The following is a 22,163-nucleotide window of genomic DNA, read 5'->3' as shown; positions in this document are numbered from 1 at the left end:
GGCCCGGGGGGCAAAGATCATTCGCCCCTAAAATCGGGCGATGGACATCTCCGCACTCAACAGTCTCACGGCCCAGGTTCTCTGGGCCGGTTTTATTCTGGCCATGGTTTTTGGCGCGATTGCCCAGCGCACGCACTTTTGCACCATGGGCGCCGTTAGCGACATCGTGAACATGGGTGACTGGACCCGTATGCGCATGTGGGGAATGGCGATTGGTGTAGCCATGATCGGGTTTTTCACCATGGCCGCAGCCGGTGTGATTGACCCCGCCAAAACTTTGTATGCCTCCAACCGGTTTATCTGGCTCTCCGCATCGGTGGGCGGCGCGATGTTCGGTTTTGGCATGGTCCTGGCTTCCGGCTGCGGTAGCAAAACGCTGGTGCGTATTGGAGGGGGCAGCCTCAAGTCCGTCGTGGTATTTGCCGTGATGGGTATCGCGGCTTTTGCCACGCTCAAAGGCATCACGGCTGTGATCCGCGTGGCTACGATCGACAAGGTTGCCGTCGATTTCACGGCCAATGCGACCTTGCCCAACTGGGTGGCCGGTGCCATCGGCATCACACCCGCCGCCGCCGGTATCGGCCTGGCCATCCTCATCGGGCTGGGCCTTATCGTCTGGGCGCTGTTCGGCCAGGACTTCCGTCGCTTTGATAACCTGCTTGCAGGTCTGGGCATTGGCGGCGTCATTGCGGCCATGTGGTGGGTCAGCGGGCGCCTGGGCTATGTGGCCGAACATCCGGAGACGTTGCAGGAAGCCTTTCTCGCCACCAACTCGGGCCGCGCCGAGGCGCTGAGTTTTGTCTCGCCCGTGGCTTACACCGTAGACTGGCTCATGTTTTTCAGCGACAAGAGCAAGGTGCTCACGCTGGGCATCGTGTCGGTGTTCGGTGTGGTGGTTGGCTCGGCCGTGTACGCCGTGCTGTCGCGCAGTTTCCGCTGGGAAGGTTTTCGTGACGCGGAAGACACTGCCAATCACCTGGTGGGAGCCACATTGATGGGCGTAGGCGGCGTTTGCGCCATGGGCTGTACCGTGGGACAGGGCTTGTCGGGCATCTCGACCCTGAGCGCGACCAGCTTTGTGGCGCTGGCTGCCATTCTGGCCGGCTGCGTGGCGGGCTTGAAGTACCAGGTCTGGCGGCTGGACCGCTCAGCCTGACGCACGTATTGATACACGGCCCATGACGTCCATCATCGAAGAACTCCCCGCCGACCTGGAGCGCCGCTTCGGCGGCCTGGCACGCCTCTACGGCGCAGCGGGCGCGCAGCGCATACGCCAGGCGCACATTGTGGTGGTGGGCCTGGGCGGGGTAGGCTCCTGGGCGGCCGAGGCAGCGGCACGCAGCGGCGTGGCACGCCTGACATTGATCGACCTTGACCACATCGCCGAATCCAACATCAACCGACAGGTCCATGCGCTTGACAGCACGTTGGGGCAGGCCAAGGTGCAAGCCATGCGTGAACGCATTGCGAACATTCATCCCGGGTGCCGCGTCGACGGCATTGAGGAGTTTGTCGATGCTGCCAACTGGCCTGGCATCCTTGGCCTGGAAGCGGGTTTTGACCGCAAGCAATTCGCCGTGATCGACGCCTGTGACCAGGTCAAAGCCAAGACGGCAATGGCTGCGTGGGCCATTGCCGAGAAGGTGAGCCTGGTCAGCGTTGGCGCCGCCGGCGGCAAGCGGCTTGCGCACCGCGTCGACATCGACGACCTGGCCCTTGTCACGCACGACCCTTTGCTGGCGCAGTTGCGTTACCGGCTGCGCAAGGAGCACGGCGCCGCGCGCAAAGGCAAGATGGGCGTGGCCTGTGTCTTCAGCCGCGAGGCTGTGCTGCAGCCCGATGCGACCGAGCAAAGCGACGGCAGCCTGAACTGCCATGGCTATGGATCGGTCGTCAGCGTAACCTCGACCTTCGGCCTGTGCGCGGCCGGCTGGGTACTCGACAAAATTGCCGCCTGAGTTTTTGCGGAGGCCTAAAAAACCACGCTATAATTCAAGGCTTTGCTGCCCTCGAAGCAGCAAATACCGGAATGTATCGCGAGATACGTTCTTGGGACCATAGCTCAGTTGGTAGAGCAGCGGACTTTTAATCCGTTTGTCGTGGGTTCGACCCCCGCTGGTCCCACCAGAATTTCCGGGTTCTTAGCTCAGTTGGTAGAGCAGCGGACTCTTAATCCGTAGGTCGACAGTTCGAATCTGTCAGAACCCACCAAGTACATGAAGGACTTAGCCGAAAGGCTAAGTCTTTTTGTCTTTCTGGGCTGGATATTTTGGGTCACCATCGAACGCAGAGCCCGGGCCCTCAGGCCGAATACCCAAGCGCCGGTAATTCAAGCTGCGCTTGCCGGGCCACCCGTATGCAATCCTTCATGTGCTCTTCCCCAAAATAGCGGATGGCGGCGTAGCCCACAGCGGCCGAGACTATCTGGCCGGCCAGGGGAACGTACTTGGCGACCTGCTTGGTCGTCAGGCGCACACCGATCTTGGTGGCAGCCTTGATGACCAGATCCCGGCTGATGAACTTGCCGATCAGCACCGAGCCCACCATGGTGACCGCTTTCTGGACCTGGTCCCGCTTTTTGGGCTCGAGTTTGTCCAGTTGCTGCGGCGTAAGGCCGAATTCCTTGTTGATCTCGGGAATGAGCTTGGAGAGCATTGCCGCGTCCACCATCCAGTCGAGGCCCGGAACGGGCACCGCGCTGGCCGCCGCCGCGACCATGGCGCGCTTGTTCAGCAGCTTGCGGCTGCGTTTGACGGCGGCTTCGAGGGCTGCGTTGTCCGCAGCCATGTGCAAGGCGGAAGGCATGGATCAAATCCTTTCAGGGGCGGCCCTGTCTGCGCAGGCAGGCTGCCGGCGAAGGCCGTGGCCCACTTTACACCGCTGCCGTCTCGATCTGCTCGGTCAACTCTAGCCACCGTTCTTCCAGCATGTCTATTTCGCCCTCGATGGCCTTGAGGCGCTTGCCGGTCTGGGCGATCTCTGCGGGCGCAGTGGTGGTGGTCAGCAAGCCCTGCAGGCTGTCGCGTTCTGCGGCAAGCGCTTTCATGCGCAGGTCGATTTTCTCGATTTCCTTGCGCAGCGGCTTGGTGGCTTCGGCCTGTTGCTGGCGGCGCTGTGCATCAAGCTTGCGCTGTTCGGGCGTCTCGCGGGGCACGGGTTTCTTTTCTTCGGCCGCCGCAGGGGGTGTAACCGACTTGGCAGTGGCAACCGGGGCCGCGCTGCCGGCTTTCTTGGCTTCCTCGCGCTGACGTTTGGCATGGTCGAGCAAGTATTTCTGGTAGTCGTCCAGGTCGCCGTCAAAGGGGGCGACGCCGCCTTGGGACACCATCCAGAATTCGTCGCAGACGGCGCGCAGCAGTGCGCGGTCGTGGCTCACCAGCATGACGGTGCCTTCAAACTCATTGAGTGCCATCGACAAGGCTTCGCGCGTGGCCAAGTCCAGGTGGTTGGTCGGCTCATCAAGCAGCAGCAGGTTGGGGCGCTGCCAGACGATCATGCACAGCACCAGGCGGGCCTTCTCGCCGCCGCTCATGCTGCCCACGGCCTGTTTGACCATGTCGCCGCCGAAATTGAAATTACCCAGGAAGCTGCGCAAGTCCTGTTCACGCGTCGGCTGGTTGCCCATCTTGCCGGCAGCGGTAACTTCCTTGACCAGGCGGATCATGTGCTCCAGCGGGTTGTCGGCCGGGCGCAGCACGTCCAGTTCCTGCTGGGCGAAGTAGCCGATGTTCAGGCCCTTACCCTCAATCATCTCGCCGCTGATGGGCGCCAGCGCGCGTGCTACGGTCTTCACCAGCGTGGACTTGCCCTGGCCATTGGCGCCCAGGATGCCGATGCGCTGGCCCGCCAGCACCGACTTGCTGACGTTCTGCACGATGACCGTGGGCGGCGTGCCTTCCGGGGCGTCTTCAAGCGGCGGGTAGCCAAAGTAGGCGTTCTGCATCGACAACATGGGGTTGGGCAGATTGGCCGGCTCCTTGAACTCGAAAGTGAAGTCGGCCTCTGCCAGCAGCGGGGCGATCTTCTCCATCCGGTCCAGCGCCTTGACGCGGCTTTGCGCCTGCTTGGCCTTGCTGGCCTTGGCCTTGAAGCGGGCGATGAACTTCTGCAGGTGGGCAATTTTGTCCTGCTGCTTGGAAAACGCCGTCTGCTGCAGCGCCATCTGCTCGGAACGCAGGTCTTCGAATTTGCTGTAGTTGCCGCCGTAGCGGGTGAGCTTGGCGCTTTCGATGTGTACCGTCACGTCGGTCACGGCATCGAGGAATTCGCGGTCATGGCTGATGACCAGCATGGTGCCCTGATAGCGCTTGAGCCAGGCTTCCAGCCAGACCAGCGCGTCCAGGTCCAGGTGATTGGTGGGCTCGTCCAGCAGCAACAGGTCAGACGGGCACATCAGCGCGCGCGCCAGTTGCAGGCGCATGCGCCAGCCACCGGAAAAGCTGTTGACTGGGTTGTCCAGTTCGCTGACCTTGAAGCCCAGACCCAGGATCAGTGCCTGCGCACGAGCCTGCGAGTCATGCGCGCCGGAGTCGTACAGCTCCATGTAGGCGTGCGCCATGCGGTCGCCGTCACCGCTGGTCTCGGCGGCCGCCACTTCGGCCTGCGCAGCCATCAGCACCACGTCGCCTTCGATGACGTAGTCGGTGGCGCTTTGCTCGGTTTCGGGCATGTCCTGCGCCACCTGCGCCATGCGCCATTGCGTGGGAATCGAAAATTCGCCGCCGTCTTCATGCAGCGTGCCGTTGAGCATGGCAAACAACGAGGACTTGCCCGCGCCGTTACGCCCCACCAAGCCAACGTTTTCGCCGGGGTTGAGGGTGACGGACGCGCCATCCAGAATCACTTTGGCGCCGCGGCGCAGCACGACGTTTTTAAGGGTAATCATTTAATAAAAAGCTTCAGGAAAAGTATTCGGGGCGGCGGGGCGTCGCACACGCTTGCCATGCAAGCGCTGCGCCAGTCATCCAGGCCGGGCCTTGAATGTTGGCTCAGGCCAGTTGTTCGCGCGTCAGCAGCAAGACCTGGTCGGCGCCCGAGCTGGTTTCGAACCACAGCGGTTCAAGCATCGGGAAAGCGCGCTCAAAATTCTCGCGCTCATTGCCGATCTCCAGCACCAACACAGCATTTTCGCTCATATAGCGGGCCGCGTCCTGTAGAAGGCCGCGAATGAAGTCCATACCGTCCGTGCCGCCCAGCGTGTTTCCGTCCAGCGCCATCGCCGGTTCTGCCCGGAATTCCGCAGGAAGGGCTGCCATGCTGGCAGCGTTAACGTAGGGCGGGTTGCACAAAATCAGGTCGTAGAGCCCGGCGCAGGCAGCCAGGCCGTCAGATTCGATCAGCGTGATACGGCCGTCCAGATGATGACGGTCCACATTGATACGGGCCACCTCCAGCGCGTCCAGGCTGATGTCGGCGGCGTCCACCACCACATCAGGGTAGGTTATGGCCGCCAGCACCGCGAGGCTGCCGTTGCCGGTGCAGAGGTCAAGCACGCGGTGAGTATGTTCGCCCAGCCAGGGGTCTATGCTGGCGTCGGCCAGCAGCTCGGCAATCAGGGAGCGTGGAATGATCACACGTTCATCCACGTAAAAGGGCACGCCCATCAGCCAGGCTTCGTTCGTCAAGTAAGCAGCCGGCTTGCGGGTGCTGATACGTGCTTCCAAAAGCATAGCAGCTTGCGCCCGTTCCTCCGGGGTTACAGGCCGATTCTCTACAGAATCCAGGTCGTCCAGCGGCAAGCCCAGCTTCCACAGCACCAGCCAGGCGGCCTCGTCGAACGCGTTGGTCGTGCCTTGCCCGAATCCGTCCGAAAAGTGCAGGCCGGCGGCTTCCAGCCTGGCGGCCATTTGCTCGACCAGCGCCAGCACCGTCTGTGGTGCAGCAGGAGATTCCCGGTTCGTCATGCTGCCGCCAGCCGTTCCAGCACACCTTTGTAGATGTTTTTGAGCGGATCGAGCGAGCTCACCAGGACGTGCTCGTTGATCTTGTGGATCGAAGCGTTGAGGGGACCGAATTCAATGACCTGCGGGCAGATTTTGGCGATAAAGCGGCCGTCACTTGTACCGCCCGTGGTCGAAAGCTCGGTTTTCAGGCCGGTTTCAGCCTGGATCGCTCCACGCACCGCATCCACCAGTGTGCCCGGGGTTGTCAGGAAGGGAAGGCCGCCCAGGGTCCATTTCAGGTCGTACTCCAGCTGGTGCCGGCTGAGCACGGCCTGCAGGCGTTGCTGCAGGCTCTCCGGTGTGGACTCGGTGCAGAAGCGGAAATTGAAGTCCACCACCAGTTCGCCCGGGATGACGTTGGACGCGCCAGTGCCACCGTGGATGTTGGAGACCTGCCAGCTCGTTGCCGGGAAGAAGGCATTGCCTTTGTCCCATTCGGTGGCCACCAGTTCGGCCAGCGCGGGGGCAAACAGGTGGATAGGGTTTTTGGCCAGGTGCGGGTAGGCGATATGGCCCTGCACGCCCTTGACGGTGAGCTTGCCGCTCATGGTGCCGCGGCGGCCGTTCTTGATCATGTCGCCCAGGCGCTCGACCGAGGTGGGTTCACCCACGATGCAATAGTCCAGCGTTTCGCCGCGCGCCTTCAGCTGCTCGCAGACCATGACCGTGCCGTCCACGGCCGGGCCTTCCTCGTCGCTGGTGATCAGGAAGGCGATCGACAAGGCCGGATCCGGGTGGGCGGCCAGAAACTCCTCGACCGCGACCACCATTGCCGCAATCGACGTTTTCATGTCGGCGGCACCACGGCCATACATTTTTCCGTCACGATGGCTGGGGGTGAACGGGTGGCTGTGCCACTGGTCGAGCGGGCCGGTGGGCACCACGTCGGTGTGGCCAGCAAATACCAAGGTTTTGACCAGGGTTTTGGCGGACGTCGTGTCAGCGCTATTTGCTATTAATTCAGGAGCAGCTTGCGCCCGTTCTGATTGGTCTGCAGGCCTAAAGTCCTTCAATTTCCCTTCGCGTTTGGCCCACAGGTTGGTGACGCGGAAGTCGGCGGGGCCGCTGACGATGGTTTCACATTGAAAACCCAGCGGCGCCAGCCGGGCGATCAGCATGGCCTGGCAGTCGGCGTCGTCAGGCGTGACGGAGGGGCGGGAAATCAGCTGTTCGGCAAGCCTCAGTGTCGCGCTCATGAACCCATTCCCAGAAAGGGCGGGATGCAAGTCCTGGCGCATGAGGAGGGAGTGCAATTTTTCGCCGGGCCGCCCCAAGAAAAATTAGCCCCCTCGGGGGGCAGCGTAGTACGCGAAGCGACAAGCGTGGGGGCCATTTCAGTGTTTCACGTCCAGCGTGATTTCCGTAAAGGACGGTTCGTCATCCGGGTCCTCTTCGGGCTCCAGCGTCTTGGCCTTGATGGCGAAGTCATTTTCCAGCCGCCACATCAGGTTGGTTGGCGAGTCGGCGTAGAGAACACCTTCCTTGCGTGTCACGGTGCCGGCCACGATCAGCTTGGCGATGTCCTGCTCGAACGTCTGTGAGCCTTCGGCCATGGATTTTTCCATCGCTTCCTTGACGCCTGAAAAATCGCCTTTTTCGATCAGCTCGGAGATCAGCTTGGTGTTGAGCATGACTTCCACTGCCGGCGTTCGGCCGCCGTCCTGGGTGCGCAGCAGGCGCTGCGACACGATGGCCTTGAGCGCGGCGCCCAGATCGCCCAGCATGGTGCTGCGCACTTCCACCGGGTAAAAGCTCAGGATCCGGTTCAGCGCCTGGTAGCTGTTGTTAGCGTGCATGGTCGCCAGGCACAAATGGCCCGACTGCGCATAGGCAATGGCCGCCGACATGGTTTCGCGGTCGCGGATTTCGCCGATCAGGATGACGTCAGGCGCCTGCCGCAACGCATTTTTCAGCGCCACCTGCAGCGACTGCGTGTCGCTGCCGACCTCGCGCTGGTTGACCACCGATTTCTTGTTGGTGAACAGGAATTCGACGGGGTCTTCAATCGTGAGGATGTGGCCCAGCGTTGTCTCGTTGCGCAGATCAATCATAGAGGCCAGTGTGGTGCTTTTGCCGGCGCCGGTGGAGCCCACCATCAGCAGCAGGCCGCGCTTTTCCATGATCAGGTCGGCCAGGATGGGCGGCACGTTCAGGCTTTCCAGTGGCGGGATATCGCTGGGGATATAGCGGATCACGGCGGCGTAGGTGCTGCGCTGCTTGAATCCGCTGATACGGAAGTTGCCCAGGCCGGCAATCGGCAGCGCCATGTTGAGCTCACCCATTTCCTCCATCTCTTCGATGCGCTCGGGCGGCAGTACTTCGGCCAGCAGGTTGCGCGGCGCCTCCGGCGGCAGGATTTGGGCATTGATCGGGATGGCCTGGCCGTTGATCTTGATCAGGGCGGGCGAATGGGCCGACAGGTAGACGTCTGACGCCTTTTTGTCCACCATCAAACGCAGGATTCTTTCCATCGTGCTCATAGTCCGCTCCCAGTCATTTCAATATGTGCAATCAAGCCAAACGGCGGTGTTCAGTCGCGGAGTAAATCGTTCAGGCTGGTCGTTGAGCGCGTCTTGGCGTCCACGCGCTTGACGATCACCGCGCAGTACATGCTGTACTTGCCGCCGGCCTTGGGCAAATTGCCCGACACCACGACAGAGCCTGCAGGAATGCGGCCGTAAGTCACAGTGTCGGCTTCGCGGTCGTAAATCGGCGTGCTCTGGCCGATGTAGACACCCATCGAAATCACCGAATTTTCTTCGACGATGACGCCTTCAACCACTTCGGATCGCGCACCGATAAAGCAGTTGTCTTCAATGATGGTGGGGTTGGCCTGCAAAGGCTCCAGTACACCGCCCAGGCCGACGCCGCCGGAAAGGTGCACGTTGTTGCCGACCTGCGCGCAGCTGCCCACGGTGGCCCAGGTGTCGACCATGGTGCCTTCACCAACCCAGGCGCCGATGTTGACGTAGCTGGGCATCAGGATCGCGCCCTTGGCGATGAAGCTGCCGCGGCGGGCCACGGCGGGGGGCACCACGCGCACACCGGTTTCGCGCATTTCAGCTTCGCTCAGGTGCGCAAATTTGGTTTTGACCTTGTCGAAAAAGCCGAGGTCGCCGGCACGCATGAGTTCGTTGTCTTTCAGGCGAAAGCTCAGCAGCACCGCTTTCTTGATCCACTGGTGCGTCGTCCACACACCCACGCTTTCGCGGGTGGCCACGCGCAGCGAGCCATTGTTCAGCTGGGAAATCGTTTGCTCCACTGCCTCCAGGATGTCCTTGGGCGCCGACTTGGGCGACAGGTTGGCGCGGTCTTCCCAGGCGGCGTCAATAGTTTGCTGGAGCGCTTGCAGGTTGGCTTGAGTCATGAGAATGGTTTTTCAGTGAACTTTGGATTGGATGAACTGGACGATGCGCTCTGCGGCTTCCACGCATTCAGCGGTTTCTGCCACCAGCGCCATGCGGATTCTGCCGGCGCCGGGGTTGTGCCCCTGCGCATCGCGTGCCAGGTAACTGCCCGGCAACACCACGACATTGTAAAGAGCGAGCAGCTCGCGCGAAAACGCGGTGTCCGAGCCCTTGAATGCCTCGGGGATTCCGGCCCACAGGTAAAAGCCTGCATCGGGCAGGGCGACGTCCATCACCGCCGACAGCATGGGCGTGACTTTGGCGAATTTTTCGCGGTACATGGCGCGGTTGTCCACCACGTGTTGCTCGTCGTTCCAGGCGGCGATGCTGGCCGCCTGCACGATGGGACTCATGGCGCTGCCGTGGTAGGTACGGTAGAGCAAAAACGGCTTGATCAGTGCTGCATCGCCCGCCACAAAGCCGCTGCGCAGGCCCGGCACATTGCTGCGCTTGGAGAGGCTGGTAAGCGAAATCAGGTTTTTGAAGTCGTGTCGGCCCAACTGCGAGGCAGCTTGCAACCCCCCCAGGGGTGCCTCGTCCCGGAAATAAATCTCGCTGTAGCACTCATCGGAGGCGATCACAAAACCGTAGCGGTCGCTGAGCTCAAACAGCAGCTTCCATTCAGGCAGCGACATCACCGCACCGGTAGGGTTGCCGGGCGAACAGACAAACACCAGCTGGGTCTTGGCCCAGACGGCTTCGGGCACGCCGGCCCAGTCGACTGCGAAATTGCGTGCCGGGTCGCTGGGCGCGAACCAGGTCTGGGCGCCGGCCAGCAGGGCGGCACCCTCATAAATTTGGTAGAACGGGTTCGGGCAGACCACGGTGGCGCCCGGTTTGCTGGCGTCCAGCACGGTTTGCGCCAGCGAAAACAGTGCCTCGCGCGAGCCGTTGACCGGCAGGACTTGCGTGGCCGGGTCCAGTTTCAGGCCATAGCGGCGAGCCAGCCAGTCGGTCATGGCCTGGCGCAGCTTCGGCTCCCCCAGCGTACCGGGGTAACTGGCCAGGCCGCCCAGGCTGGCTGTCAGCGCATCCTTGATGAGCTGCGGCGTGGCATGGCGGGGTTCGCCTATGCCAAGGCTGATGGGTTTATAGGCCGGGTTGGGGGTGACATCGGCGTGCAACTGGCGCAGCCGTTCAAACGGGTAGGGCTGGAGGCGTGAAAGCAGGGGATTCATGCCCTGATTATCCAGCCTCACCTTGCTCACCCGCCGCCGGTCTGGGTTGCGGCTTGTCATGTCCTGGCCTGATTGCTATTAAATTAATAGCTGCTCGCGCCCGTTCTTATTGGGCTCCAGTCCAATTTAATCCAAATTTCCCCGGTACCCAGCCATTTTCAGGCAACGCAGGGCCGGGCGTCACCCTGACAGACCGCCGCCGTGCGAAGCAAAGTGTTTCACGCCGGTCCCGTCAAGGGCCTTTTTCCCGGCAAAATCCCCGTCCCGCTCGGGTAACATGGCGGACCGTGCGCTACTGAAAGTGGTACACGGCGTGTGTCAGCGTTTTTCCGTAAAACGCCATAAAAATCAACGAGTTAGGGTGGTAATTCCCTACCTCAGGCTCAAAAAAACAGGGACAGCCGTGCGTCTCAATTCGATCAAGCTATCTGGTTTCAAATCATTCGCAGAGCCCACCAATTTCGTATTGCCCGGCCAACTGGTCGGTGTGGTGGGCCCCAACGGTTGCGGCAAGTCCAACATCATGGACGCGGTGCGCTGGGTGCTGGGCGAGAGCAAGGCCTCCGAGTTGCGCGGCGAGTCCATGCAGGACGTCATCTTCAACGGCACCACCACACGCAAGCCCGCCAGCCGATCCAGCGTGGAACTGGTCTTTGACAACGCAGACCACCGCGCCGGCGGCCAGTGGGGCCAGTTTGTCGAGATCGCCGTCAAGCGCGTGCTGACGCGTGACGGCACCTCCAGCTACTACATCAACAACCAGCCGGTGCGCCGCCGGGACGTGCAGGACGTGTTCCTGGGCACCGGCCTGGGCCCGCGCGCCTACGCCATCATCGGCCAGGGCACCATCAGCCGCATCATCGAGTCCAAGCCCGAAGAACTGCGCCTTTTCCTCGAAGAAGCTGCCGGTGTTTCCAAGTACAAAGAGCGCCGCCGCGAGACCGCCAACCGGCTCTCAGACACGCGCGAAAACCTGACCCGCGTCGAAGACATCCTGCGCGAGCTGAACGCCAATCTTGACCGGCTTGAAAAGCAGGCCGAGGTCGCCATGCGCTACAACGCGCTGCATGCCGACGCAAGCCTGAAGCAGCACCAACTGTGGTTCCTCAAACGCGCCGAAAGCGAAGCCGACCAGTCCAAGGTCAAGGCCGATGCCGAAAAGGCCGTGAACGACCTGGAAAGCCGCGTGGCCGACCTGCGCCACATCGAGGCCGACCTGGAAACCATTCGCCAGGCGCATTACTCCGCCGGCGACCAGGTCAACCAGGCGCAGGGCAAGCTATATGAAGCCAGCGCTGAAGTCGGCCGCCTTGAGGCCGAGATCCGTTTTGTGGTCGATGGCCGTCAGCGCGTTGAGCAACGCCTGGCCCAGCTGAAAGAACAAACCGCCCAATGGGCCACGCGCAAGGAAGACGCCGCCGTCGAGACGGAAAACCTCGCCGCGCAAGCTATTGAGGCCGAAGAAAAAGCCGAGCTGCTGGCCGCGCAGACCGAAGAGCACCAGACGCAGTTGCCCGCCCTGGAAGATGCCTTGCGCCAGGCACAAGCCAAGGCCAACGAGCAGCGTACCAGCGTCGGCCAGGTTCAGCAGCAAATTCAGGTGCTTGCCGCTGACCAGCGCAACATCGAAGAGCAGTCGCGCACCCTGAACCTGCGCCTTGAAAAACTCACGGCAGACCGCAATGCGCTGAATGCGCCCGACGAAGCCCGCCTGGCCAACCTCAACACACAGTTCTCTGCCGCCCAGGAAGCCCAGGCTGAAGCCGAGGCCCGCCTGCACGAGCTGACCGACAGCGTGCCGCAGCTCGACGAAGAGCGCCGCACGCTGCAGCACACCGTCAATACCGAATCCGCCAAGCGGGCCGACCTGTCGGCGCGCATGGAAGCGCTCAAGGCACTGCAGGAAAAGGTCAAGACCGACGGCAAACTCAAGCCCTGGCTGGCCAAGCACGGCCTCGATGGCCTGCAAGGCCTGTGGAGCCGCATCCACATCGAACAGGGCTGGGAAAACGCCCTGGAAGCCGCGTTGCGCGAACGCCTGGGGGCGCTGGAAGTCAGCCGGCTCGACATGGTGCGCGGCTTTGCCGGCACCGACGGGCGTGATACGCCGCCGGCCAAGCTCTCGTTTTATTCGCCGCCCAGTGCTGCTGCGCCTGCGCGTGTCAATGCGGCGATCAGCCTCAAGCCGCTGACGGAACTGCTGCGCCTGAACGATGCCGGACAGTCCGCGTTGCTGGGCGACTGGCTGCAGGGCTGCTACACGGCCCAAGGCCTGGACGACGCCCTGGCCGCCCGCGACAAGCTGCAGGCCGGCGAAGTGATTTATGTGCAGAGCGGCCATGCCGTCACGCACCACAGCGTGAGCTTTTACGCCCAGGATTCCGAGCAGGCCGGCTTGCTGGCCCGCGCCCAGGAGATCGAAAACCTCGACAAGCAGCTCAAGGCCCAGGCCCTGATCAGCGAAGAGGCCCGCTCCGCGCTGATTCGCGCTGAAGCCGCCTATGCCGATGCCGCCCAGCGCCTGGCCACGGCACGCCGCGAAACCGCCGAAGGCCAGAGCCGCACCCATGAGCTGCAGGTCGAAGTGCTGCGCCTGACGCAACTGGCCGAGCAGACCCGCGCGCGCAGCGAGCAGATCCAGGCCGACATGGCTGAAATCGAGGCGCAACTCGGCGAGTTGCAAGAGCGCAAGGTCACCGCCGAAGGTCGCTTTGAAGAACTCGACATGCAGCTGGCCGACAGCCAGGAGCGTCACGCGCAGCTCGACGACCGCGTGATCGAGACCGAGCGCAAGCTGGGCGAGTCGCGCGAGCAGCAGCGTACGCTGGAGCGCCAGGCGCAGGAAGCCGCGTTTGCGCTGCGCAGCCTGGCGTCCCGTCGCGAAGAGCTGACTCGCTCTATCGACATCGCCGCCCAGCAGGCCAGCTCGATCGCCAGCGAGGAAGCGCAAGCCCGTGAAGAGCTCACGCGCCTGACAGACGCCGCCGCGCAGGCCGGCTTGCAAAGCGCGCTAAGCGTGAAGCTCGAGCGTGAGGCCGACCTGGGCGCCAAGCGCAGCCAGTACGACGACCTGACCAGCAAACTGCGCGCCAGTGACGAGCGGCGCCTGCAGCTCGAGCGCGAGCTTGACCCGCTGCGCCAGCGCATCACCGAGTTCCAGCTGAAAGAGCAGGCCGCTCGCCTCGGCTTTGAGCAGTACGCGCAGTTGCTGACAGACGCGCAGGCCGACCTGGCGGCGGTGGAAGCCTCCATCCAGTCCGGCAATGTGCGCCTGACCGGCCTGCAGGGCGAGATCGACCGCATCAACCGCGAAATCCAGTCGCTGGGCGCCGTCAACCTGGCCGCGCTGGACGAACTGAGCACGGCCCGTGAACGCAAGCAGTTCCTCGACGCGCAGTCCGCCGACCTGAACGAGGCCATGACCACGCTGGAAGACGCCATCAAGAAGATCGACATCGAAACGCGCGATTTGCTGTCAAGCACTTTTGAAACCGTCAACGGCCATTTCGGCCGGATGTTCCCCGAACTCTTCGGCGGCGGCAATGCCAAGCTCATGATGACGGGCGAGGAAATCCTCGACGCCGGGGTACAGGTGATCGCCCAGCCACCCGGCAAGAAAAATCAGACCATCCACCTGCTCTCGGGCGGTGAAAAGGCACTGACGGCCATTGCTCTGGTGTTCGCGATCTTCCAGCTCAACCCCGCACCGTTCTGTTTGCTTGACGAGGTTGATGCGCCGCTGGACGACGCCAACACCGAGCGCTACGCCAAGCTGGTGCGCTCCATGAGCAAGGAAACGCAGTTCCTCTTCATCAGCCACAACAAGATCGCCATGGAAATGGCCGAGCAGTTGATCGGTGTGACCATGCAGGAGCAGGGCGTTTCGCGCATCGTGGCGGTGGACATGGAAGCTGCCATCGGTTTTGCCGAAGCCGCCTGATCCACCATGAGCACCTTGCAGATCAGTCTGGCGGTGGTGGGCGGGCTGGTGCTGGCCGGTGTGGTGGCACACAGCGCCTGGTCCTCACGCAGAAACCTGCCCAAACAGGCCACACCGGAAGCCCCCGCTCCCGAGCAAGAGCTTGCACCCGCACAAAGTGGCGAAGGTGCCGCTGCTGAACGGCTGGAACCCAGTTTTGACGTGGATTCTGGCCTGGCATCTCTGGCCTCGCTCGCCACGATGATTGCATCCGACAGAAAACCAGGCCTTGACGTGCTGATTGATGCCGTTGCGCCCGTGGTGATTGAGGGCATGGTGTCGGGCGAAGCCGCACTTGCCGCCATGCCCAGCACGCGCCGGGCCGGCAGCAAGCCTTTCGGCGTGGAAGGCCTGAGCGCCATTACAGGCCAATGGGAATTCCCCACAGCAGGGCATCGTTACAGCGCTTTTCAGTGCGGCGTGCAACTGGCCAACCGCACCGGTGCGCTGAACCAGATTGAATACTCTGAATTCGTGATGAAAGCACAGGCGTTTGCCGATGCGGTGGGCGGTGAACCGGAGTTTCCGGAAATGCTGGACGAGGTGGCGCGTGCCCGTGAACTCGACCAGTTTGCCAGCGGCCATGACGCACAGCTGAGCTTTACCCTGCGCGCCGTCAACACGGCCTGGAGTCCGGGTTATGTCCACCAAAGTGCGGCCCGGCTGGGCTTCGTTCCCGGTTCCATTCCCGGACGCATGGTATTGCCGGCGAGCCAGCAGGGGCAGGCTCCCATCCTGGGGCTGGCCTTCGACACACAGGCCGCCATGGCAGAGGACCCGGAGCAGACGGCGCTGCGCGAACTGACGCTGTCGCTCGACGTTCCACAGGTTTCTCGCTCTGAGCAACCCTTTGCACGCATGTGCGAAGCCGCGCTGTCCCTGGCCGCCAATATGGACGGCGTGATCATCGACGACAACGGCAACCTGATCCGGCCCGAGGCGATGGAAGTCATCCACGCCGACCTGGAGCAGCTTTATGACACGCTGGACAGCCGCGATTTGTCGGCAGGCTCGGTGCTGGGGCGCCGGCTCTTTTCCTGATTTTTCCGGGCTTTTCGCCCGTTTTCGACTTTCCTCATGGCCACCAAAGACCTGTTTGCGCAGCCCGAACCCTCGTCGCAGCCGGCCTCCGTCGCGGAGCGCGTCGCTGCGTTGCGCACGGAGCTGCACCTGCACGCGCACCGCTACTACGTGCTCGATGAGCCGACGATTCCCGACAGCGAATACGACAAGTTGTTCAAAGAGTTGCAGGCGCTTGAGGCGGCTCATCCTGAGCTGCTGACACCCGATTCACCGACCCAGCGCGTGGGCGGCAAGCCGCTGGACCAATTCGCCAGTGTGCGCCACAAGGTGCCCATGCTCAGCATTCGCACCGAAACCGACACCGAAGCTACAGGCGCCCAGAACTTCGACACCCGTGTGCGCAAGGAGCTGGGTCTGGCGGAATCCGACCCGCCTGTCGAATACGTGGCCGAACTCAAATTCGACGGCCTGGCGATGAGCCTGCGTTATGAAAACGGCATCCTGGTGCAGGCTGCCACGCGCGGCGACGGTGAAGTCGGCGAAGACGTGACGCAGAACATCCGGACCATCAACCAGATCCCGCTTCGTTTGCCTGCCGGCGTGCCTCCTGTGTTGGAAGTGCGGGGCGAGGTGTACATGCGCCGCGCGGATTTCGAGGCGCTCAATGAAAAGCAGCGCGAAAAGGGCGATAAAACCTTTGTGAATCCACGCAACGCTGCTGCTGGTGCCGTGCGCCAGTTGGATCCAAGCATCGCGATGCAACGTCCTTTGAGCTTTTTTGCCTATGGATTGGGTGATGTCACGCCCTCGGAGCAGGGTGGGCCTGCGTTTGACAAGCACTACGCCATGCTGAAAATCCTCAAATCATGGGGGTTTCCGGTGACAGACCATGTGGATATTGCGCAAGGTGCCCCTGAGTTAATAACGTACCACCAGCGCATTGGCGCCCTACGTGACCAACTGCCGTTTGACATTGATGGTGTGGTCTATAAGGTCAACAGCCTGGCGCTGCAGCGCCAATTGGGCTTTGTCTCCCGCGAGCCACGCTGGGCGGTAGCCCACAAATATCCGGCGCAGGAGCAGATGACCAAGGTGTTGGATATCAACGTGCAGGTGGGGCGTACGGGCAAGCTCACGCCTGTGGCACGGCTGGAGCCGGTGTTTGTGGGAGGCACTACCGTCTCCAACGCTACGCTGCACAATTTGTTTGAGGTTCGCAAAAAGGATGTACGAGTAGGTGACCTAGTGGTTGTGCGCCGAGCTGGTGATGTGATCCCTGAAGTTGTGGGCAGAGTTCAGCAGTTGCTCAATAGCGGTGATGCTCAGTCCCTAGAGCCTCCTTTCCGTCACTATCCCCGCAGTAGCTATGTTCCAAATTTTCGTATGCCCCCTAAATGCCCTATTTGTGGCAGTGACGTGGTGCGAGAAAAAGGAGAAGCGAACCATCGCTGCACTGGTGGTTTGTTTTGCGGCGCCCAGCGTAAGCAGGCCATCCTGCATTTCGCTCAACGCCGCGCGGTGGAGGTGGAAGGTCTAGGCGAGAAGTTGGTGGACCAACTGGTAGAGCGCAACGTAGTGAGAACGTTAGCTGATCTCTACCGTCTTGGGTTGTTCGCACTCGCTGAAATTAAACAGATTGCAGTAGAAGATCTTTACAAAGAACTATCTGTCGAAGAGCGCAACAACATCGCGATTGATGAGCTGAAAAAACTGGAGCGAATGGCGCAGCTGTCTGCGATGAATGTGGTCCTCGCTATCAATAAGAGTAAAGAAACCACGCTGCCGCGCTTCCTGTTTGGCCTGGGCGTACGCCATGTGGGTGAAGCCACCGCCAAAGAATTGGCGCGCCATTTCGGCAAGCTGGACGCCATCATGGACGCCACCGAGGCGCAGTTGCTGGAAGTCAGCGACGTGGGCCCCATCGTTGCCCAAAGTATTCGCACCTTCTTTGAACAGCCGCACAACCGCGAGGTGGTCGAACAGCTGCGCGCCTGCGGCGTGACCTGGGAGGAGGGCGAGCCCGCCGCCCGGGCGCCGCAGCCACTGTCGGGCAAGACTTTTGTCATCACCGGCACCCTGCCCACCCTGAGCCGCGATGAGGCCAAGGACAAGGTGGAGGCTGCCGGCGGCAAGGTGGCTGGCTCTGTCAGTAAAAAAACCGACTACGTGGTGGCCGGCGAAGAGGCTGGCAGCAAGCTGGTCAAGGCACAAACGCTGGGTGTTCCGGTCATCGACGAAGCGGCCTTGCTGGCCATGTTGGCAACCGGGTAAAGGCGTCGATGGGAACATCGTCGCCTGGCACCGTGTCGTTGTGTCGTTGATAGCCCAGCCAATAGCTCGGCTTACATGGCGTTACCAGGGTTTGCACGCCGGACGTCACGCCAGGCGACTGCGCCAGACGTTGAAAAGACCTGTACACACAGGAGTTTTTCATGAATTACAAACGTTTGTCTGCCTTGGCAGGGGCCGCTGGCCTGGCTGTTTTGTTGTCTGGCTGCGTGGTGGCGCCGATTGCCCCGCGTCCCGTGGCTGTTTACCCGGCCCGTCCTGTCTACGTGGAGCCGGCTCCCGTGGTGGTAGTGCCCGCGCCCGGCTATTACCGGGGCTACAGACATTGGCGCTAAAACCTCCCGATGAGGCTCTGCGCCACGATAATCGGCGCATGACCATTCGCGAAATCCTCAAAATGGGCGACCCGCGGCTGCTGCGCGTGGCTCAGCCCGTGACCGCCTTCGACACCGACGAGCTGCACCTGCTCATTGCTGACATGTTCGATACCATGCGCGCTGTCAACGGTGCGGGCCTGGCCGCCCCCCAGATTGGGGTCGACCTGCAACTGGTAATTTTCGGGACCGACACGGTCAACCCGCGCTATCCCGACGCACCGGTAGTGCCCCGCACTGTCTTGCTGAACCCCTTGATCACGCCCCTGGGGCCTGAAGAAGAGGGCGGCTGGGAAGGCTGCCTCTCCGTGCCCGGCCTGCGCGGCCTTGTGCCTCGCTTCTCGCGGATTCGCTACAGCGGCTTTGATCAGTACGGTGATGCGATTGAGCGTTCGGTGGATGGTTTTCACGCGCGAGTGGTGCAGCATGAGTGCGATCACCTGATTGGCAAGCTTTATCCCATGCGCATCCGCGACTTCAGCCAGTTTGGCTTTACCGAGGTGCTTTTCCCCGGACTGGACGCGTCGGACGACGACTGACAGAGGGAACGTCGAGGGGTACACTGAAGCTGATCGAGGGCTATTTCGCCCCGCCAGAGCGTGTTGTACGCAAGGAAAGCTTCCGGATGTCGCACGCTCCCGTCTCGGGAGCAGTTTCCATCAACGGAGCTGCTTCGCCACCTCCCTACCAGCTGAAATTTGAAACCGTGAGCGGCAGTGGCGACGACCTGCAGCTACGCTCCTTGCTGGATCGCCAGCAATTCCACGACCCGTTGGGCGAAGCGGAACGCGAAGGCATTTCCTCGTCGGCTTGGCCGATATTCGGTTTGCTCTGGCCCTCGGGCCGTGTGCTGGCCCATGCCATGCTGACCTTCGAGCTGGAAGGCAAGCGCATTCTGGAGCTCGGTTGCGGCCTGGCGTTAGCCAGCCTTGTTGTGCATCGACGCGGCGGAAACATCACCGCCAGTGACTGCCATCCGCTGGCAGCGGCGTTCCTGCTGGAAAACCTCAAACTCAACCACTTGCCTGCGATGAAATATCAGACGGGCAACTGGTCGCGCGCCAATCCGCTGCTGGAACGCTTTGACCTGATCATCGGCAGCGATGTGCTGTATGACCGTGGCCAGCCGGAGGTGCTGTCGCAGTTCATCGAGCTCCATGCGCTGCCGCACACCGAGGTGCTGATTGTCGATCCCGACCGCGGTAACCGGGCCAGCTTCAATCGCAAAATGGATGCGCTGGGCTATTCGCGCACCGAGACGCGCGTGACCAAATTGCCGGCCGGCGGCAGTTACAAGGGGCGGCTGCTGCAATACTTGCGGAAACCAGCCGCCTGAAGCTTCAGGTATTGAGCGCTTCGAGCAATTCAGTCTCGATCGCAATCTGCGCCTTGTTGTGCTGCAGCTCCGGTCCATCAATCAAAAATGTATCCTCCACACGCTCGCCCAGGGTGCTGACCTTGGCCAGCTGCAGGTTGATGCGGTGGCGGGCCAGCACCCGTGCGATGCGGTAGAGCAGTCCGACCCGGTCGCTGGCCGATACGCTGAGCAGCCAGCGTTGGGCTTTTTCATCGGGACGCAGGTCCACGCGCGGAGCGATCGGGAAACTCTTGACCCGGCGCGACACACGGCCTTTGCTAGGGGGCGGCAGAGGTCCGGGGTTCTCGATGGTGCGATCCAGTTCGGCCTCCACCATGGCCGCCAGTTCGCGGTAGTGGTCGGCCAGCGTGGGGCTCACCACCTGGAAGGTATCCAGCGCATAGCCGTTTTTGGCCGTGTGGATCTTGGCGTCCAGGATGCTGAAGCCGGCTTCGTCAAAGTAGCCGCAGATGCGCGCAAACAGGTCGGGCGCGTCGGGCGTGTAAACCAGCACCTGCATGCCTTCGCCTGCCGACGAACGACGCGCGCGGACGATCGCCTTGGCCTTGCCCACGTGTCGCGAGAGCTGGCGTGCATGCCAGGCGATGTCGGAGGCCTCATGGCGCATGAAATAGCTGACATCCAGCGTATCCCACAGTGCCTTGTGTGCCTCGAAAGGTTCGGCGTGCAGGGCCAGCGTGGTCAGGGCTTCACGCTTGCGGGCCTCCACTTCGGCATCCGCGTCGGGTGCGCGGCCACCCAGCACGCGCAGTGTGTAGCGGTACAAGTCTTCCAGCAGCTTGCCTTTCCAGGCGTTCCAGACTTTGGGGCTGGTGCCGCGGATGTCGGCCACCGTCAGCAGGTAGAGCGCTGTAAGGTAGCGCTCGTTGCCCACCCGTTTGGCGAATGCAGCGATCACTTCAGGGTTGCTCAGGTCTTCCTTCTGGGCGATGCGGCTCATGCTCAGATGTTCACCCACCAGGAATTCGATGAGTTTGGAGTCCTCGGCGCCAATGCCATGCTGACGGCAAAAAACGCGCACGTCCTTGCAGCCCAGCTCGGAGTGGTCGCCGCCGCGGCCTTTGGCGATGTCGTGGAACAGCGCGGCGATGTAAAGAATCCAGGGCTTGTCCCAGCCGGCCGCGAGCTGCGAGCACATAGGGTATTCGTGCGAGTGCTCGGCCATGAAGAAACGCCGCACGTTGCGCAGAACCATCAGGATGTGCTGGTCCACCGTGTAGACGTGGAACAGGTCGTGCTGCATCTGCCCGACAATCTTGCGAAAGATCCAGAGGTAGCGGCCCAGCACTGATGTCTGGTTCATCAGCCGCATGGCATGCGTGATGCCCTCGGGCTGCTGCAGGATGCGCCGGAAGGTGTCTCGGTTGACCGGGTCGCTGCGGAACTTGCTGTTCATCAGCCCGCGTGCGTTGTAGAGCGCGCGCAGGGTGCGCGCCGACAGGCCCTTGATGCCCACGGTTGTCTCGAACACCAAAAATGTTTCGAGGATGGCATGCGGCTCGCGCGCGTACAGGTCGTCGCTGGCCACTTCCAGCATGCCGGCCTTGTCGTAAAAGCGCTCGTTAATGGGCCGCAGCGGGTAGGTGTTGGGATTGAGCCGCTCTTCGATATTGAGCAGCAGGATCTGGTTGAGCTGGGTGACCGCTTTGGCTGCCCAGTAGTAGCGCTTCATCACGGCCTCGCTGGCGCGGCGTGGCAGTTTGCTGCCATCGTCGGCCTCGGCCGAATAGCCGAAGGACTCGGCCACGGCGGTCTGCAGGTCGAACACCAGGCGGTCCTCGCGCCGTCCGGCGATCAGGTGCAGGCGGGCGCGGATGAGGCTTAGCAGCGCTTCGTTGGCCTTGATCTGCCGCACCTCGAAAGGCGTGGCCAGGCCGTTGCGGGCCAGGTCGTCCCACGATTTACCCAGGCCGGCGGCGCGCGCCACCCACAAAATCACCTGCAGGTCCCGCAGTCCACCCGGGGATTCCTTGCAGTTGGGTTCGAGCGAGTAGGGCGTATTTTCGAATTTGTTGTGGCGTTGGCGCAGCTCCAGCGTTTTGGCAACGTAAAAGGCCTGCGGATCCAGCACGACAGCCAGCCGGTTTTGCAGCTGCAGAAAATTCTTTTTGGACCCGGCGACCAGGCGGGCTTCGAGCAGCGAGGTCTGCACCGTGACGTCTTTGGCCGCTTCTTCGACACAGCCGGAAATCGTCCGCACACTGGAGCCAATCTCCAGGCCCACATCCCAGCAGGCGCCGATGAAGCTCTCCACCTTGGCCTTGAGGGCCGGGTCGCCGTCGATGTTGGCGCTGTCCGGCAACAGCAGCAGCACGTCTACATCCGAATGGGGAAACAGCTCGCCGCGGCCGAACCCTCCTGCGGCAACCAGGCAGGCTGAAGCCGGAAAACCGGCGCGCTGCCAGAGCAGCTGCAGGGTCGCGTCAGCATGGCGGGCGAATTTTTGCAGCAGGCTGTGGATGCCGCGGGACGACGCACCGCTGGCGGCCAGCGTGGCAAGGAGGGCAGCTTTCCCCGCTTTGTATTGCTCGCGGACCGGGGCCAGCTCGATCATCGCGGCGCTCGCAGGGTCAGAAAGTGCGCGAGGCGCCAC

16 protein-coding genes and 2 tRNA genes are annotated in these 22,163 nt (G+C 62.2%); 10 read left to right on the top strand and 8 right to left on the bottom strand.

The window, feature by feature from the left end:
* The first annotated feature begins 40 nt into the window (after positions 1 to 40).
* The 4 genes from AC1D11_RS14170 to AC1D11_RS14155 all read left to right on the top strand — a co-directional run bounded on the left by AC1D11_RS14170 (position 41) and on the right by AC1D11_RS14155 (position 2,211).
* A complete protein-coding gene (locus AC1D11_RS14170) occupies positions 41 to 1,156 on the top strand; it encodes a YeeE/YedE family protein (protein WP_477648384.1) in 1,116 nt (371 codons plus the stop codon).
* A 22-nt stretch (positions 1,157 to 1,178) separates the two neighbouring features.
* Entirely contained in the window at positions 1,179 to 1,958 is a 780-nt protein-coding gene (locus AC1D11_RS14165) for a tRNA threonylcarbamoyladenosine dehydratase (protein ID WP_477648385.1), read from the top strand.
* 93 nt (positions 1,959 to 2,051) lie between these two features.
* Positions 2,052 to 2,127 (top strand) — tRNA-Lys (locus AC1D11_RS14160).
* An 8-nt stretch (positions 2,128 to 2,135) separates the two neighbouring features.
* Positions 2,136 to 2,211: transfer RNA gene (locus AC1D11_RS14155), tRNA-Lys, on the top strand.
* Positions 2,212 to 2,301: 90 nt separating this feature from the next.
* On the opposite strand, the gene AC1D11_RS14150 is transcribed toward AC1D11_RS14155, so the two are convergent.
* From AC1D11_RS14150 to dapC, 7 genes are all read right to left on the bottom strand, one after another.
* A complete protein-coding gene (locus tag AC1D11_RS14150) occupies positions 2,302 to 2,805 on the bottom strand; it encodes a hypothetical protein (protein WP_477648386.1) in 504 nt (167 codons plus the stop codon).
* A 67-nt stretch (positions 2,806 to 2,872) separates the two neighbouring features.
* The gene (locus tag AC1D11_RS14145) at positions 2,873 to 4,885 is read right to left on the bottom strand and encodes an ABC-F family ATP-binding cassette domain-containing protein (protein ID WP_477648387.1); all 2,013 of its coding nucleotides are present in this window, start codon (positions 4,883 to 4,885) and stop codon (positions 2,873 to 2,875) included.
* 103 nt (positions 4,886 to 4,988) lie between these two features.
* Entirely contained in the window at positions 4,989 to 5,903 is a 915-nt protein-coding gene (gene prmB / locus AC1D11_RS14140; protein ID WP_477648388.1) for a 50S ribosomal protein L3 N(5)-glutamine methyltransferase, read from the bottom strand.
* Positions 5,900 to 7,138: a succinyl-diaminopimelate desuccinylase gene (gene dapE, locus AC1D11_RS14135; protein WP_477648389.1), complete on the bottom strand. Its 1,239-nt coding sequence runs from the start codon at positions 7,136 to 7,138 to the stop codon at positions 5,900 to 5,902. Before dapE ends, prmB begins: the two co-directional genes overlap by 4 nt.
* A 138-nt stretch (positions 7,139 to 7,276) precedes the next feature.
* On the bottom strand, positions 7,277 to 8,422 hold the full coding sequence (locus tag AC1D11_RS14130; protein ID WP_477648390.1) for a PilT/PilU family type 4a pilus ATPase: 1,146 nt from the start codon (positions 8,420 to 8,422) through the stop codon (positions 7,277 to 7,279).
* A gap of 50 nt (positions 8,423 to 8,472) precedes the next feature.
* Positions 8,473 to 9,309 (bottom strand): 2,3,4,5-tetrahydropyridine-2,6-dicarboxylate N-succinyltransferase, encoded by an 837-nt coding sequence (gene dapD, locus AC1D11_RS14125; protein ID WP_457280835.1) that lies wholly within the window; start codon positions 9,307 to 9,309, stop codon positions 8,473 to 8,475.
* 12 nt (positions 9,310 to 9,321) lie between these two features.
* Positions 9,322 to 10,527 (bottom strand): succinyldiaminopimelate transaminase, encoded by a 1,206-nt coding sequence (gene dapC, locus AC1D11_RS14120; RefSeq protein WP_477648391.1) that lies wholly within the window; start codon positions 10,525 to 10,527, stop codon positions 9,322 to 9,324.
* Positions 10,528 to 10,930: 403 nt separating this feature from the next.
* Here dapC and smc point away from each other — a divergent pair, with 403 nt between their 5' ends.
* From smc to AC1D11_RS14090, 6 genes are all read left to right on the top strand, one after another.
* Positions 10,931 to 14,467: a chromosome segregation protein SMC gene (gene smc / locus AC1D11_RS14115; RefSeq protein ID WP_477648392.1), complete on the top strand. Its 3,537-nt coding sequence runs from the start codon at positions 10,931 to 10,933 to the stop codon at positions 14,465 to 14,467.
* Between the two features lie 6 nt (positions 14,468 to 14,473).
* Positions 14,474 to 15,547 carry a cell division protein ZipA C-terminal FtsZ-binding domain-containing protein gene (locus AC1D11_RS14110; protein WP_477648393.1) on the top strand — a complete coding sequence of 358 codons (1,074 nt, stop codon included), beginning with the start codon at positions 14,474 to 14,476 and terminating at the stop codon, positions 15,545 to 15,547.
* 36 nt (positions 15,548 to 15,583) lie between these two features.
* Positions 15,584 to 17,800 carry an NAD-dependent DNA ligase LigA gene (gene ligA, locus AC1D11_RS14105; RefSeq protein ID WP_477648394.1) on the top strand — a complete coding sequence of 739 codons (2,217 nt, stop codon included), beginning with the start codon at positions 15,584 to 15,586 and terminating at the stop codon, positions 17,798 to 17,800.
* Between the two features lie 161 nt (positions 17,801 to 17,961).
* On the top strand, positions 17,962 to 18,153 hold the full coding sequence (locus AC1D11_RS14100) for a hypothetical protein (protein ID WP_477648395.1): 192 nt from the start codon (positions 17,962 to 17,964) through the stop codon (positions 18,151 to 18,153).
* A gap of 38 nt (positions 18,154 to 18,191) precedes the next feature.
* On the top strand, positions 18,192 to 18,731 hold the full coding sequence (gene def, locus AC1D11_RS14095; RefSeq protein ID WP_477648396.1) for a peptide deformylase: 540 nt from the start codon (positions 18,192 to 18,194) through the stop codon (positions 18,729 to 18,731).
* A gap of 86 nt (positions 18,732 to 18,817) precedes the next feature.
* Positions 18,818 to 19,528 carry a class I SAM-dependent methyltransferase gene (locus tag AC1D11_RS14090; RefSeq protein ID WP_477648397.1) on the top strand — a complete coding sequence of 237 codons (711 nt, stop codon included), beginning with the start codon at positions 18,818 to 18,820 and terminating at the stop codon, positions 19,526 to 19,528.
* A 4-nt stretch (positions 19,529 to 19,532) separates the two neighbouring features.
* On the opposite strand, the gene AC1D11_RS14085 is transcribed toward AC1D11_RS14090, so the two are convergent.
* Complete coding sequence (locus AC1D11_RS14085) at positions 19,533 to 22,124, bottom strand: [protein-PII] uridylyltransferase (protein ID WP_477648398.1); 2,592 nt, start codon at positions 22,122 to 22,124, stop codon at positions 19,533 to 19,535.
* Between the last annotated feature and the right edge of the window lie 39 nt (positions 22,125 to 22,163).

The sequence above is a fragment of the Polaromonas sp. P1_E11 genome (assembly GCF_056405995.1).
This window is presented reverse-complemented; position numbering and strand designations above follow the sequence as displayed.

What these genes read in the sequence shown, in the direction of transcription:
- AC1D11_RS14170 (WP_477648384.1), top strand. Translation starts at nt 41, where the DNA reads ATGGACATCTCCGCACTCAACAGTCTCACGGCCCAGGTTCTCTGGGCC.
- AC1D11_RS14165 (WP_477648385.1), top strand. Translation starts at nt 1,179, where the DNA reads ATGACGTCCATCATCGAAGAACTCCCCGCCGACCTGGAGCGCCGCTTC.
- AC1D11_RS14150 (WP_477648386.1), bottom strand. Translation starts at nt 2,805, where the DNA reads ATGCCTTCCGCCTTGCACATGGCTGCGGACAACGCAGCCCTCGAAGCC.
- AC1D11_RS14145 (WP_477648387.1), bottom strand. Translation starts at nt 4,885, where the DNA reads ATGATTACCCTTAAAAACGTCGTGCTGCGCCGCGGCGCCAAAGTGATT.
- prmB (WP_477648388.1), bottom strand. Translation starts at nt 5,903, where the DNA reads ATGACGAACCGGGAATCTCCTGCTGCACCACAGACGGTGCTGGCGCTG.
- dapE (WP_477648389.1), bottom strand. Translation starts at nt 7,138, where the DNA reads ATGAGCGCGACACTGAGGCTTGCCGAACAGCTGATTTCCCGCCCCTCC.
- AC1D11_RS14130 (WP_477648390.1), bottom strand. Translation starts at nt 8,422, where the DNA reads ATGAGCACGATGGAAAGAATCCTGCGTTTGATGGTGGACAAAAAGGCG.
- dapD (WP_457280835.1), bottom strand. Translation starts at nt 9,309, where the DNA reads ATGACTCAAGCCAACCTGCAAGCGCTCCAGCAAACTATTGACGCCGCC.
- dapC (WP_477648391.1), bottom strand. Translation starts at nt 10,527, where the DNA reads ATGAATCCCCTGCTTTCACGCCTCCAGCCCTACCCGTTTGAACGGCTG.
- AC1D11_RS14110 (WP_477648393.1), top strand. Translation starts at nt 14,474, where the DNA reads ATGAGCACCTTGCAGATCAGTCTGGCGGTGGTGGGCGGGCTGGTGCTG.
- ligA (WP_477648394.1), top strand. Translation starts at nt 15,584, where the DNA reads ATGGCCACCAAAGACCTGTTTGCGCAGCCCGAACCCTCGTCGCAGCCG.
- AC1D11_RS14100 (WP_477648395.1), top strand. Translation starts at nt 17,962, where the DNA reads ATGAATTACAAACGTTTGTCTGCCTTGGCAGGGGCCGCTGGCCTGGCT.
- def (WP_477648396.1), top strand. Translation starts at nt 18,192, where the DNA reads ATGACCATTCGCGAAATCCTCAAAATGGGCGACCCGCGGCTGCTGCGC.
- AC1D11_RS14090 (WP_477648397.1), top strand. Translation starts at nt 18,818, where the DNA reads ATGTCGCACGCTCCCGTCTCGGGAGCAGTTTCCATCAACGGAGCTGCT.
- AC1D11_RS14085 (WP_477648398.1), bottom strand. Translation starts at nt 22,124, where the DNA reads ATGATCGAGCTGGCCCCGGTCCGCGAGCAATACAAAGCGGGGAAAGCT.